The sequence below is a fragment of the Arthrobacter rhizosphaerae genome (assembly GCF_023062595.1).
Classification (GTDB): Bacteria; Actinomycetota; Actinomycetes; order Actinomycetales; family Micrococcaceae; genus Arthrobacter; species Arthrobacter rhizosphaerae.
In genome coordinates this window covers 320,184-334,262 of record NZ_JALLAN010000002.1, presented here as the reverse complement: position 1 = coordinate 334,262, position 14,079 = coordinate 320,184, and the positions used below count along the sequence as shown (strand labels likewise).

11 protein-coding genes are annotated in these 14,079 nt (G+C 61.2%); 9 read left to right on the top strand and 2 right to left on the bottom strand.

Annotated features, from left to right (window positions below):
- Positions 1-87 precede the first annotated feature (87 nt).
- Complete coding sequence (locus tag MU551_RS04150) at positions 88-1,821, bottom strand: S8 family serine peptidase (protein WP_247040888.1); 1,734 nt, start codon at positions 1,819-1,821, stop codon at positions 88-90.
- Between the two features lie 420 nt (positions 1,822-2,241).
- Here MU551_RS04150 and MU551_RS04145 point away from each other — a divergent pair, with 420 nt between their 5' ends.
- The 8 genes from MU551_RS04145 (at position 2,242) to MU551_RS04110 (ending at position 10,871) form a co-directional block, all read left to right on the top strand.
- On the top strand, positions 2,242-3,897 hold the full coding sequence (locus MU551_RS04145; protein ID WP_247040887.1) for a glycoside hydrolase family 13 protein: 1,656 nt from the start codon (positions 2,242-2,244) through the stop codon (positions 3,895-3,897).
- A 116-nt stretch (positions 3,898-4,013) separates the two neighbouring features.
- Positions 4,014-5,042, top strand: coding sequence for a LacI family DNA-binding transcriptional regulator (locus tag MU551_RS04140; protein ID WP_247040886.1), 1,029 nt, complete (start codon positions 4,014-4,016; stop codon positions 5,040-5,042).
- A 143-nt stretch (positions 5,043-5,185) separates the two neighbouring features.
- Entirely contained in the window at positions 5,186-6,421 is a 1,236-nt protein-coding gene (locus tag MU551_RS04135) for a sugar ABC transporter substrate-binding protein (protein ID WP_247040885.1), read from the top strand.
- A gap of 9 nt (positions 6,422-6,430) precedes the next feature.
- Complete coding sequence (locus MU551_RS04130) at positions 6,431-7,411, top strand: carbohydrate ABC transporter permease (protein WP_247040884.1); 981 nt, start codon at positions 6,431-6,433, stop codon at positions 7,409-7,411.
- 7 nt (positions 7,412-7,418) lie between these two features.
- Positions 7,419-8,264 carry a carbohydrate ABC transporter permease gene (locus tag MU551_RS04125; protein WP_247041117.1) on the top strand — a complete coding sequence of 282 codons (846 nt, stop codon included), beginning with the start codon at positions 7,419-7,421 and terminating at the stop codon, positions 8,262-8,264.
- An 89-nt stretch (positions 8,265-8,353) separates the two neighbouring features.
- The gene (locus MU551_RS04120) at positions 8,354-9,148 is read left to right on the top strand and encodes a ThuA domain-containing protein (protein ID WP_247040883.1); all 795 of its coding nucleotides are present in this window, start codon (positions 8,354-8,356) and stop codon (positions 9,146-9,148) included.
- Positions 9,145-10,290, top strand: a complete 1,146-nt coding sequence (locus MU551_RS04115) for a Gfo/Idh/MocA family protein (RefSeq protein WP_247040882.1) — start codon at positions 9,145-9,147, stop codon at positions 10,288-10,290. Before MU551_RS04120 ends, MU551_RS04115 begins: the two co-directional genes overlap by 4 nt.
- 182 nt (positions 10,291-10,472) lie before the next feature.
- Positions 10,473-10,871 carry a hypothetical protein gene (locus MU551_RS04110; RefSeq protein ID WP_247040881.1) on the top strand — a complete coding sequence of 133 codons (399 nt, stop codon included), beginning with the start codon at positions 10,473-10,475 and terminating at the stop codon, positions 10,869-10,871.
- Positions 10,872-10,914: 43 nt separating this feature from the next.
- On the opposite strand, the gene MU551_RS04105 is transcribed toward MU551_RS04110, so the two are convergent.
- Complete coding sequence (locus MU551_RS04105; protein ID WP_247040880.1) at positions 10,915-13,071, bottom strand: transglycosylase domain-containing protein; 2,157 nt, start codon at positions 13,069-13,071, stop codon at positions 10,915-10,917.
- Between the two features lie 190 nt (positions 13,072-13,261).
- On the opposite strand from MU551_RS04105, the gene MU551_RS04100 reads away from it, so the two are divergent.
- Positions 13,262-13,987 (top strand): phosphatase PAP2 family protein, encoded by a 726-nt coding sequence (locus MU551_RS04100; protein WP_247040879.1) that lies wholly within the window; start codon positions 13,262-13,264, stop codon positions 13,985-13,987.
- Positions 13,988-14,079 lie beyond the last annotated feature (92 nt).

Genomic DNA, 14,079 nt, shown 5'->3' with positions numbered 1-14,079 from the left:
CCCGCGGTTTCCGTCAAAGCTCAGCCTTTAGGCCAGCAGATTCATTCGCCAAGCTAATCGCAGAGCATGGGGCAGCGAGGCGAGCCCTCAGAATGCTCCAGTGGTAAAGGTCCAGCTGACCGTAGACAAAGGGTTCCCCGCGAGGTCCCTGATGGCAGCTGCGCCCCCTGTAACAGTCACGGTGTAGTTCGTTTTGGCCGCCAGGGAGGCGGAAGGATTGAGGATCCATTGGTTGGTGGTGCCGTACCGGGAAACGCTGGCCGGGACGAGGGCCCCCGTCGCTGTGTTTTTGACTGTTATGGTGCTGGTCCCGGCTCCCTGGATGGCTTCGCTGAACGTCACGGTGATGTTGTTGGCACGCCGGACGAATGTGGCCCCTGGGGCCGGCGTCCGGGAGATGACGACAGGGGCGGGCCCGGTGGTAAAGGTCCATGACGTTGTGGCCAGCGGGGTGCCTGCCGTATCCCTGATGCCCGTTGTTCCGCCAATAAGGGTGGCTGTGTACTTTTGATCTGCGGCGAGACTGGCAGTGGGATCGAGAGTTGCCGTGCGGGTGGCGGCACTGTAGGTAACGGTTGCCGGAACCGTGGCACCCGTGGCCGTTTTCAGCACGAACGTGCTGCCGCTGACACCTTGGACGCCGGTGCTGAAGGTGGCGGTGGCATTGCTTCCCACGGGCACTGCCATGGCATTCTTCGCTGGGCCGTAGGCAGTTACCGTGGGTGCAACCACTGGAGCGGGAGCCGGCGCGGGAGCCGGTGCCGGGTCTGAAAACAGCAGCCGGTTGGGAGTCCCCGCACCAGCGGCAGCCACCACTCCTGGGGTAGCGGTTGCAAGGACCTTGGCGGCAACATCAGCAGGAGTCGAGGAGGGGGTGCGGGAGAGCAGAACGGCTGCCACCCCGGCAACGTGCGGGGTTGCCATTGAAGTCCCGTTCATAGTGACAGAAGCCGTCGTCGAGCCGAACCCGGCGGACAAGATTCCCACTCCCGGGGCGTAGAGGTCAACGCAGGCTCCGAAATTGGAGAAAGACGCTTGACGGTCTGAAGAATCGGTGGCGGCAACGGTCAGGGCCTGGGGAGCACGCGCGGGAGAACTGTTGCACGCGTCCACGCTGGAATTCCCGGCCGCAACCACGGCAGTGACGCCGTCGTTAATCACGCCCTGCACGGCGGAGTCCACCATGGAGCTGACCGAGCCGCCGAGGCTCATGTTCACCACGGCCGGCGTACCCGGAGCGTGATGGGCGGCAACCCAGTCCAGCCCGGCGATGACATCCGAGTTGTAGCCCGAGCCCAAGCAATCCAAAACCCGGACCGGAACTATCGTGGCGGCCTTCGCGACTCCGTAGTTTTTTCCGGCGACGGTTCCGGCCACGTGAGTGCCGTGCCCGTTGCAGTCACTGGAGCCAAGCCCGTCTGAAATCGCACTCCATCCGGTGGTTACCCGTCCGCCGAACTCGACGTGCGATGCCAGGACCCCAGAGTCCACAACGTAGGCGTTGACTCCGGCCCCTACAGATGAGTAGGTGTAGCCCCCGGAAAGCGGCAGAGTGCGCTGATCCGTCCGGTCCAGCCCCCAGGGAGCCGGTTGCTGCGTCTCCGTGATGCTGACAGGGGCATCGATTTCCACTGCTGCCACCCGCGCCGATCGCTTCAGAGCCGCTGCCTGGCCTGGTGTTGCCGTGATGACGGCACCGCGGGTGGCGGCCGAGAAAGTACGGCCGACGCCGACGCCCTGGGACCGGAGCGCCGCGGACTCAGCGGCAACATCGGCTCCGGGAACGAACTGGACCAGATAGCGTCCGCTGTCCCCTGGCACGGGAGATGTCCCGGGAACCGGAGGCGGCGCTGCCGAGGCAGAACCTGCCGTCACAACCGCTGCGAAGGAGGCAAGAAGAACGGCAGTGAGAATGCCGGCGGATGCTGTGCGGGGGAATCGGAGAGCGGAAATTTTGGGGTCCTTCTCAAAAGGTAGCCTGCTTGGCCTGCTGAATATGGAGGAGGGAAAATGCTCATTGCGCTCTGGGGGTTTATTCCAGAGTAGGCTTCCCGCTTGCCTCTTTCCGGATCCTTGCGGAACCCTTGCAGGATCCTTGTTATCGGGTTCGCGAACTGTGCCCAAGGTGGGAAAAAACGCGCGAAAACCTGCGGAAAACCGACCGCGTCAGCGCCTTTAGGGGCAGGGGCCAGCGCCATAGGATGGTCGGGAGCCTTCGACTGAAAGCACAGGGGAAATCACATGAACGCGGAGTTCCACCAGACTGGCCTGAGTCCCGATGCCGACTGGTGGCGACAGGCCGCCGTCTACCAGATCTACCCCCGCAGTTTCGCAGACTCCAATGAGGACGGTTTGGGCGACCTTCCCGGCATCACCGCGAAGGTTTCCTATCTGCAGTCGCTGGGAATCGAGGCGGTGTGGCTGAGCCCCTTTTATCCCTCCGCGCTGGCCGACGGAGGCTATGACGTTGACGACTACAGAGACGTTGACCCCAGGTTGGGCACGCTCGAAGACTTCGATGAGCTGCTGGCCGCCCTCCACCAGGTGGGGATCCGCCTGATCGTGGATATTGTTCCCAACCATTCCTCCAACCGGCACGTCTGGTTCCAGGAAGCGCTCGCCGCGCCACCGGGATCAGCGGCCCGTGAGCGCTACATTTTCCGTGACGGAACCGGCCCCGACGGATCCCAGCCGCCGTCGGACTGGCTCTCACATTTCGGCGGAAGCGCCTGGACGCGCGTGCCGGACGGCCAGTGGTATCTGCACCTCTTCACACCGGAGCAGCCGGACTTCAACTGGGACAATCCGGAGGTTCGTGAGGACTTCCTGGCTACGCTTCGTTTCTGGTCGAACCGTGGAGTGGATGGATTCCGCGTCGACGTCGCCCACGGAATGGCCAAGGATCTGTCTGAACCGCTCAGGAGCAGGCCCACGTCCGACCCCCACGTCTCGCCCGACGACGGCACGGACCCTTTATTCGACCGCGACGACGTCCACATCATCTTCGCGGAGTGGCGCAAGGTGCTGAACGAGTACGATCCGCCGCGGGCAGCAGTCGCGGAAGCCTGGGCTCCCACTGCCCCGCGGAGAGCGCTATATGCAAGGCCCACAGGCCTGGGCCAAGCCTTCAACTTCGATCTCCTCGAGGCCAACTGGGAGCCGGAGACTTTCCGGACAATCATCACCACCAACCTCGCGGAAGCCGGGCTCTCCGGTGCCTCCTCCACGTGGGTTCTTTCCAGCCACGACGTCGTCCGTCACGCCTCCCGCTATGGGCTTCCACCCGGAATCGACTTCCAGGCGTGGCTTCTGTCTGGCGGGTCATCCCCTGCCCCGGACAGAAATGTGGGACTGGCACGGGCACGCGCCGCAACGCTCCTGATGCTGGCCCTGCCCGGATCCTCCTACCTCTACCAAGGCGAGGAACTGGGCCTGTTCGAGGTAGCCGACCTCCCTGAAAGCGTCCTGCAGGATCCCATCTGGGTCCGGACCGGGCACCTCGAAAAGGGCCGGGACGGCTGCAGGGTTCCGCTCCCCTGGACCACCGACGCCCCCTTCTTCGGATTCAGTGCGGCCCAACCGCACCTGCCCCAGCCAGCGTGGTTCGGTCATTTGTCCGCGGCGTCCCAAGACGCTGATCCAGATTCCACTCTGCAGCTTTATCGGCGCGCACTCCGGCTGCGCAAGAGGCTGCAGACTGCCGAGAAGCTCAGCTGGGTAAGTGGGCCCCGCCCGGACGTGCTGCATTTCCTGCGCCCCGGCGGGTGGCACAGTATCACCAATTTCGGCCCTGAACCGGTCACACCGCCCGAGGGCGACTGCGTCATCACCAGCGGGCCGCTGGTCAAGGGCATGCTTCCGGCGGATACGACTGCCTGGGTGGTCGCTGATTCTTGAAATTGGCCATTGCGTTGCTTAAGTGATGCGTGCCATAATCTTTCTCGATGCGTATCGACGAAGCGTATCGACGGCGTGTTTTACCGGAAGATCGACAAGGGGAGGGGACAGAATCCATGCCAACCAGCAAGGACGTTGCCCTCGCCGCCGGAGTAGCCCAAAGTACCGTGTCATACGTACTGAGCGGTAAACGTCCTATTTCGGAAAAGACAAGAAAAAAGGTTGAGGCTGCAATTGAACAGCTCACCTACCACCCCAACGCCGGAGCCCGCGCACTGGCGAGCCGCCGCACCCACGTCATCGGCCTGGTCATTCCCTTCATTCCGGAACTGCACATGGCATCCCTCATGGAATTTGTCTCGTCCATCGCGTCAACTGCCAGAAAGCACGACCACGACATCCTGCTGGTGACGGAAGACGAGGGCGCAAACGGGCTCCGCCGCGTCGTCGGGCAGCAAATCTGTGACGGGCTGATCCTGATGCAGGTGGCGGGAGAAGACGAGCGACTCCCTATCGCCCGCTCCTTGAAGGTTCCAGTGGTACTCATCGGAATTCCACGAGATCCTTCTGACTTGGTCTGCATCGATGCCGACTTTGAACTGGCAGGGCAATTGGCAGTCAACGATCTCGCGGCAGCAGGACATTCCACAATAGGCGTCATCGCGTGGCAGCCTGAGGTTGTGGAACGTCAGGTCAACTACGTCGAGCGCTTCGTGCGGGGCACCAACCAAGCAGCGAAAGAGCTTGGAGTGAAGCTGCTCCATGTGGTTGGCGGAACGGACCTGGGCACCATTTCCAAGTCGGTGGATGAGGTACTGGCCCAGACCAAGGGGCAGCCAGCTTTCATCGCCCCGGAGGGGATCGTGCAGGAGATTCTGCTCCGGACTCTCTCCGCCCGCGGGTTGACGCCAGGCACCAACGTTTCCGTCATCGGCAGCGCATCACCGGGCATGGCGGAACTCTATCCCGTACCCTTGTCAACCATTGACCTCCGCCCCCGTGAAGTATCACGCCGGGCGGTGGAGATTATCTGTGGTCTGCTCGAATCCGGTTCGGAAGGACCTCACGAATCCCTGGAACTGGTGCCCGCCACGATCACCCACAGATCCAGCGTCATCCGTCCCGACCAAGCCAAAGCCAGCTAGGCCTTTTCCCCGCTATCTCAACAGCCATAGCGTTTGGCGCATCATCGATACGCATCGACGAACAGCCAAATGCAGAACGAATGACAGATTCCTCTTCCTCCCGAGGGAATTCCCCGGGAGCACCACTCTCAAAAGGACAGACAATGAAGTCAGCATTCCCTGGAAACCGGGCCCTCGCTACCGCCGTCACCGCACTTGTGGGTCTTCCGATCTTGCTCGCCGGCTGCGGGGCTCCGTCTGGCTCCGCGGGTTCTGAGAACGTCTCAGAGATCTCGGTGATGGACTACTACAACAACGAGCCGGACAAGTCGTTCATCGGCGATGCCCTGAACAGTTGCGCCGCGGAGGCAGGCGTCACGCTCAAGCGGGAAACTGTGCCCGGCAAATCACTGATCTCCAAGGTCCTCCAGCAGTCATCCTCGAAAACGCTGCCCGACGTCCTGATGCTGGACAACCCCGATCTGCAGCAGATCGCCGCAACGGGCGCCCTGGCGCCGTTATCAGACTTCAAGGTAAGCACTGAAGACTTCGCTCCGGGCGTCTTGAGCGCGGGAACGTACAAGGACAAGGTCTATGGCCTCGCCCCCACCGTCAACACCATTGCCCTGTTCTACAACAAGGACATCCTCGCAAAGGCCGGCGTCACTCCCCCAACAACGTGGGATGAACTGGAAGCGGCAGCGGCCAAGCTGACAGACGGAGACCAATACGGCCTGGCGTTCAACGCCAATCCCACCTACGAGGGCACCTGGCAATTCCTTCCCGTGATGTGGTCCAACGGCGGCGACGAGAAAAACATCAACACCCCGGAGACTGCCGAGGCATTGCAGCTGTGGACGGATCTGGTGAAGGATGGCTCAGTCTCCTCATCGGCCCTCAACTGGACCCAGGCCGACGTCAACGATCAGTTCCTGGCAGGGAAAGCAGCGATGATGGTCAACGGACCGTGGCAGATCCCCGCGCTCAGCAAGCAGCCCTCGCTGCAGTACGGCGTCGTGAAGATCCCGGTCCGCGAGGCCAGCCAGACGGCGGTGGCTCCGCTGGGCGGGGAAGTCTGGACTGTTCCCCAAACTGGCAATAAGGCACGCCAGGCCAAAGCCGCGGAGATCGTTTCGTGCTTGAACAACGACAAAAACCAGATGTCCATGGCCAAGGCCAGGAACACCATTCCGTCCAAGACCTCCCTGGCGGAGACCTTCGCCAAGGAAAACCCCAAGCTCGCGACGTTCACTGAACTCGTCAAGACAGCACGGGCACGTACCGGCCAGCTCGGTGACGGATGGCCAGCACAGGCAACCAAGATCTACACCGCGATCCAGGCGGCGCTGACCGGAAGCGCCTCACCGGCTGATGCACTGAAGCAAGCCCAGGGCCAGTAAGAGGAAGTCATGTCATTAGCAGCTGACTTGTCGCCTTCGAAGGCGCAAACCACGCAGCAAAAGCCGGGGGTGGACCAAGCGCCCCTGGTTCCACGCCGGCGCAACCGCCATCGAAAAGAACGCCTCTTCCAGTGGCTCTTTCTGGTGCCGGCCGTTGTGTACATGGCCTTGTTCTTTGGCTACCCCGTGGTCAAGAACGTGATCATGAGCTTCCAGGACTACACCACGGCAACGTTCTTCACCGGAGAAGCCCCTTGGGTGGGCGTGCAGAACTACGTCACTGTGCTGTCGTCGTCATTGTTCTCAACGTCCCTCCTGAACACGGCGTTGTTCACCATCGGCTCCATCCTGGGGCAATTCGTGATCGGCCTTGCCCTGGCCATCTTTTTTCAGCGCAAATTTCCACTCAACGGAATCCTCCGCTCACTTCTCCTGCTCCCGTGGCTGCTGCCGCTGATAGTGTCCAGTGCCGTTTGGCGCTGGATCCTGGACAAGGACAGCGGCGCGCTGAACCGCTTCCTTGGAGACCTGAACATCATCGAAACAGGGGTTCCGTGGCTGACCAGCACATCGTTGGCGCTGATCGCCGTCGTCGGCGTAAACATCTGGATCGGTATTCCGTTCAACCTGACCATCCTCTACGGCGGCCTGCAGGAAATTCCGGATGAACTTTATGAAGCGGGTTCCCTCGACGGAGCCACGGGCTGGAAGGCCTTCCGCTACATCACCTGGCCCATGCTCAAGCCTGTGGTCAGCGTGGTCCTTGTGCTCGGCGTCGTCTACACCCTCAAGGTGCTGGATATCATCCTGGGTCTGACCAATGGCGGTCCAGCAAACTCGACTCAAACCATTGCCACGCAGTCCTATGCCTTGTCCTTCCAGGAGTTCAAGTTCGGCGAAGGTGCGGCACTGGGGAACGTCCTGGTGATCATCTCCCTGGTATTTGCGGTCCTATACCTCCGGGCGAGCAGGCGGGCAGTCGATGAGTGAGAGCACTATGACCCAGCAAATCCAGACCCGGCGGAACCCGAGGAAGGCCGAGCCCAGGAACTGGGGGCACACAGCCCTGGCCATCCTGTTCCTGGCCATCATGCTCTTCCCTGTGTACTGGATGATCAACGCATCCTTGCAGCCGAACGGGGCCACGGTGGACACAACCTGGCTGCCCTTAAACCCTGATTTCACGGGCTATGCCACGGCCATCAGTGAGCAAGGACCCAATCTGGTGACGAGCCTGGTCATCTCCCTCGGCAGTGTGCTGCTCAGCCTGGCAATCGCCGCGCCCGCTGCCTACGCCCTGGCCTACTTTAAGGTCAAAGGCGCCGGAGTTGTGCTGTTCGCCATCCTGATCAGCCAAATGATCCCCGGGATTGTGGTAGCCAACGCGCTCTACACGGCCTACAACGATCTGGGATTACTGAACTCGATCCCCGGATTGATCCTGGCGGATTCGGCTCACGGAATCCCTTTCGCCATCCTGATCATCCGGGCGTTCATGAATGGCCTGCCTTCATCGGTGATCGAAGCGGCAAAGGTGGACGGCGCCGGACATCTGCGGGCGTTCTTCGCCATCGTCATTCCCCTAAGCCGCAATTCACTGATTACCGCAGGACTCTTTACCTTTCTGTTCGCGTGGAGCGATTTCCTCTTCGCCCTGACGCTGACAACCACTGAGGCAGTGCGGCCGGTCACCTTGGGCATCTTCCAGTACATCGGCGCCTACGTGAACGACTGGAGTTCCGTGATGGCAACCGCCGTCCTGGCCTCCATTCCTGCGATCATCCTGCTCGTTGCGGCGCAGAAGTACATCGCTGCGGGCACATCCAGCGGAGCTGTCAAGTAAACCGAAGCCGAATCCAAACCCAAACCAAAACCAAAACCAAAACCAAAACCAAAACCAAAACCAAAACCAAAACCAATCCAGGAGAGACCATGACCACCAGCGCCAATGCCGCTGAAGCAACGCCGCGAATCCGCGTCACTGTATGGAGCGAAAACCAGCACGAGAAGCACGACGAACTCGTGGCCCGCCTGTACCCCCAAGGTATGCACGGCGCCGTCAAGGAAGGCATTGAGGAGAACCTCGGCAGCAGGGTCTCCGTCCGCACAGCCACCCTCGATGATCCCGAACACGGCCTCACGGAGGAGGTCCTCGCCAACACCGACGTCCTGACCTGGTGGGGCCATATGTCCCACGGCGATGTCAGCGATGAAGTTGTTGAGCGGGTGCATCGCCATGTCCTCTCCGGCATGGGCCTGATCGTTCTGCATTCGGGCCACTGGTCCAAGATCTTCACCAAGCTCATGGGCACCTCCTGCACCCTGCGCTGGCGCTCCGAACAGGACCGGGAACTAGTGTGGACGGTGGATCCTACCCACCCCATTGCCAAGGGAGTGCCGCACCCTATTGTGATAGACGAGCAGGAGATGTACGGCGAGTTCTTTGACATCCCCACCCCGGAGGAGCTCGTTTTTATCAGCTCCTTCAGCGGTGGGGAAGTGTTCCGCTCCGGCTGCACCTTCCGCCGTGGCCACGGCAAAATCTTTTACTTCAGCCCCGGGGACCAGGACTACCCCGTGTACCACCACAAGGACATCCGCCGCGTGATCTCCAATGCCGTCGAGTGGGCACTTACCGACCGTCCGGAGCGTGCGTACCCGGAACTGCTCCGCTACGAAACCAATGATTTCTTCAACGGCAAGAGCTACCAGGGAGCCCGGGCGTGAGTAACACTTTTGCAACCATCCCCGACGACGGGACTCCCCTGCGCGTCGTCGTCGTCGGCGCCGGCGGCATGGGGCGCGCATGGCTGCACACCGTGGAGGAGTCCCCTCTCGTCGAGCTCGCCGGCATCGTTGACCTTGACCTTGGCGCTGCCAGTGCCGGCGCAGCGGCAGTAGGCCGCCCTGTTCCGGTGGGCACGGGCACGGCCAGGTTGGCGGCCGACGTCGGCGCACAAGCCGTCATCAACGTCACCGTCCCGGCCGCGCACCACCCGGTCACTACGGAAGCGCTGGCAGCAGGGCTTCCGGTGCTGGGCGAGAAGCCGGTGGCTTCCACGCTGGCCCAGGGGATGTCCCTCGCGGCCGCTGCCGAGCTTTCCGGGCAGCTCTTCATGGTGAGCCAGTCCCGGCGCTACAACCGGCAGCTTTTTGCAGCAAAGCGCCTCGCCTCCACGATCGGGAATGTGGGTATTGTGTCGGCTGACTTCTTCAAGGCCCCCCGTTTCGGCGGATTCCGTGACGCCATGGAGCATCCGCTCCTGCTGGACATGGCCATCCACCAATTCGACATGGCGCGTTTCCTGCTCGACGCCGATCCGGTCTCCGTTTTCTGCGAGGAGTACAACCCATCCTGGAGCTGGTACCGGGGCGATGCCGGGGCAACGGCCATCTTCGAGATGTCCGGCGGAGAGCGGTTCGTGTTCACCGGCAGCTGGTGCAGCCCCGGCCTTGAGACGTCCTGGAATGGCGCGTGGCGGATCAGCGGTGAGCATGGGTCGGTGATCTGGGACGGCGACAACGAACCGGAGGTGGAGACCGCCGTCGAGCTTCTTGAATCTGACGCCGGACTGGAGAGTGAAGATCCAGGCCAGGAGATAGCGGGCGCACTTGCGGACTTCGTGTCATCGCTCCGGACAGGGGCAGCGCCCATGGGGCAGGTGCACCAGAACATCATGAGCCTGGCCATGGTGGAATCCGCAGTGCTGAGTGCATCCAGCGGCAAGAGGATCATGGTGGACGCGCTCCTGGAGGAGTCGTACGCCCAATGCCTCACGTCCGAGCGCAATCCCGACGTCCTGCAGATTCTGCGGTCGTGGCCCACGGTTCGGGCTGCGTTAGCACTTGAGCCCAGTCGGATGCCTTAGGGGTTGAGTGCCCCAACATCCGCCCGCCCGGAACTTGAGGTGATTTTTTGCGAAATTGAGGGGATTTTTGATGTTGTCCGGCCATTCTGGGGTCCATAGCCGCAGGAAACCCGGCGGCCACGGTCACATTATCGAGGAGTCCCAATGGATCCGATCGCAGACCCCAAAGCCAGGGTCACGCCATGAATTCCGGGCTGCTGGCCCTTGCTTCCTTCGGAACAAGTCTGCCCGGGATGATCCTGTTGGTCCTCGGACAGACCATGGTGGTGGTTTGCCTGTGCTTTGATCTGGTGAGCATGCTCTCGTTGCCAGGATCTCATGGGAGGTATGTAGCCAACACAGTTTTCCGAACCCTGGCCTTGCCGTCGATTCTGGTCACCGCTGTGGGCGTCCTGATGGATGCGGCCTTCTGGGCGTGGATGGACGTGGCGTTCGGGACGTTCATCATGATGGCCCTGGTCTTCCGTCTTCACGCCAAGAAGGACGAAGACAACTGGTGGAAGGGCAAAGGCAAGAAGCTGGCGCGTTGGCTGCGGGACCAGACGGGGACGCGGCTTGTACCGGCCCCGGCGGCTGGGTAGCTGTCAGGGATTGAGGGTAGCTGTCAGGGATTGAGGGTAGCTGTCAGGGCTTCTTCGTCATTGATGCCGGTGGGCCGGGGAAAGGTACCGCCGGGTAGAGTCCAGCTACCTGGAGCATGTAGTTCACCCATTGAGGGCCTGCGATCATGTAGCCGTCTACCCGCTGATAGAAGTTGCCGTTGATCGTGAGATTGTGGCCGGGCCGGCTTTGGCCTTCCAGGGTGTCTCCGAAGAAGGATGCAGTGGAAAGTCCTGAGGTGTAGCCGACCACCCAGCTGGCACCGTTGTTGTTGGACGTTCCGGTCTTGGCAGCGGTGGGAACCTTGTCGTGGATCTTGGGATTGATGTGTACGCCTGACCCCACCTTCAAAACGTCCTGCAGGACTGCGTTCACGCCGCGCGCTACGTCGGGTTTCACGGCGTCCCGGCAGCTGGTTGATTGAGCCGGGAATTTTCGTCCGCTTTGATCGGTGACATCCAGGATGGCGATCGGGGCGCAGTACTTTCCATCGTTGGCGAAGGTGGCGAAGGCATTGGCCAAATGGAGCGGGGCGACCCCGATCGCTCCGAGGAGGTTACCCAGTTGGTGCATGTTAACCTGGGCGCCATCCAGGCCGCTGTGGATCCCCACTGCATCCACCATCTTTTGGATGCCGCAGAAGTCCAGCTGGGTGGCCGACGCGAACGTCGCGGTGTTGATGGAGTTGTACAGCCCATAGTTGATGGGCATTCTCCGGTAGTACCCTTCATCGGCGTTCTGCAAGTCATCTGCCGTGCCCAGGCCGGCATTCTTCTCAGCCGTGCTGTAGCCGCCGAGCACCTTCCCGCAGCTGGACCGCCACGGGAAATTAAGGGGATAGGTCCGCCGCGAGGCGTCCACCTCGGCCGTCATCGATTTGCCTTCATTGAGCCACTGGGCGAACGTGAACGGCTTCATCGTGGATCCGGGCTGGAAGCCGCCGGCCCCGTTGAGGTCAGCTCCGTTGGCGTCTTTGGAATCGACGTTGAAGTTCAGTTGGGTGTCAAACTTGCCTTCCTGGGGAAGAAAAACGGTGTTCTGGGCCATGGCCAGAATTCTGCCTGTACCGGGCTGGACCGTCACCAGGGCTGCTCCCCACTTGTCAGGATTGGGCCCTGCTGTGGAGTCCACCTGGGCCTGGGCGGGTGCCTGCAACCTGCTGTCCAATGTGGTGACGATGGTGAGTCCGCCCCGGTAGAGGTGCCGTTCACGTTCGGAAATATCGGCGCCATACGCAGGGTCGTTCAGGATCAGGTGCGAGACGTAGTCACAGAAATACACCGCCATTTCTGCCCCTGCGCACCCCTGCTTTGACGGCGTGATTTTAAGTTCGACGCCGGAAGCCACTGCAGCGTCATGGTCTGCCTGCTGAATCATCCCCTCCCCAAGCATTTTTCCCAGCACCTGGTTGCGCCGCTGCAGTGCATTTTCCGGGTAGACCGAAGGGTCGTAGAAGCTGGGACTGTTGACCAACCCCGCGAGCAACGCGGCCTGGGGCAATGTCAGGTCCTTTGCCGATGTGCTGAAGAAGTACCGGGATGCCGCTTCAATCCCGTAGGCATTGGCATTGAAGAAGACTATGTTGAGATAGCCCTCGAGGATCTGGTCCTTGTTGAACTTCTTCTCGAGTTCAAGGGCCAGTTTCATCTCGCGCAGCTTGTCGCCGATTGTTTTTTGCCCGCTGAGCACTATTTCTTCCGTGTTGCCCTCGGACAGCCGGGATTCGTTGAGGACGTTGGTGACATATTGCTGGGTAATAGTGGACGCACCCTGGCGCCCCCCGCTGCTCAGATTTGAACTCAGCGCCCTCATAATGCCCTGAGGATCAACGCCCGCGTGCTTGTAAAAGCGGCTGTCCTCGATGGCAATAACGGCATTCTTCATATGCGGCGAGATCTGATCCAACGGGACGCGCACGCGGTTCTCGGCATAGAAAGTGGCAATGGGCTTACCGTCAGCAGTCACAACCTTCGTGGATTGCGAGGGGGGGTCTACATTCAGCTCCCCCGGGAGGTTGTTGAAGAAGGCTACGGAGTTCGTGACCGTCGTCCCGGTGACGGCCACTGCGGGCACCACAAAGCCCGCTGCAAGCACACCGCACAGACCGCTCACCACAAAAAATCCGAGGACCCTTGCCAGGGCCGCACCAAGAGTCAGCTTTGGGCTATCTTTCAGCTCCATGGCTCTCCAGCTCAAAGGGGTGGAACGTGTCTCCAGAGTACGCCCGACGGCACCCCGTGTTCCAGAGCCCTGGCCGGGATCGATGGGCTCGCCCAGCATTCAGTCAGCGTCCGCCCATATTCACGTGGAAGGGTTCCGGTGGAATACTTGAACCCCCTCGTTTTCCTGCAGCTCCTGCCAGAAAGAAGACATGAAGGAAGCACTCCGCCCCGTGCCTTCCCTCGGTGTGCCGGGCAAAAGCTGGTTGCTGCTGGCTGCTTCCCTCGGACTGTTCACACTGACTTTTGTGCTGGGCCACCTTGCAAAAACCTATGGTTCCCCGGGACCTGATCTGGCAATGGATCAACTGCTGATCCCCGGCCGAAACCCCATTCTCACAGGGCTGTTTCTTGCCCTTCACAGCCTCTTCTCCCCGCTGGGAAACGTCATCATTCTTGCCTTCGCCTGCCTGCTCCTGGCGATTCTGAAGAGGCCACTCACAGCAATTGCATTTGGGTCCCTGGTTTCAATCGGGTGGCTATCGTCTGAAGTAGGGAAAATCGCCGTCCTCCGGCTAAGACCACCAACCGAAGCCACACAGGCCCTGATCGCAGAAGCCGGCCACGACAGCTTCCCAAGCGGGCATACGGCGTTCGCGGCTGCACTGGCGTGGGGTGCCGTCCTGGTGCTGGCGCAAACCCGGCATCAAAGAACGGTCACCGCCGTCGCCGGCGCGGTTCTTGTCACGGTGGTTGCATACTCCCGGCTGTATCTGGGCGTTCACTATCCCAGCGACGTTATGGGTGCGGTACTCATCAGCACCGCCGCCATCCTGTTCTGGCTTCCTCTCTGGAACAGGATGGTCGAACCGCCATTGCGCAGGTCCTTCCTCATAGCCAGGATGACTGACTCTCCGATCATCCCAAACTCCACATGACGGAAGCCCCTGCGCGAGCCTGTGACTCAAGCGCGGGGGCTTCCAGGCACTCCGGTCTTCGGGGGAAAGCGGAGGCTTAGAGATCAAGTTAC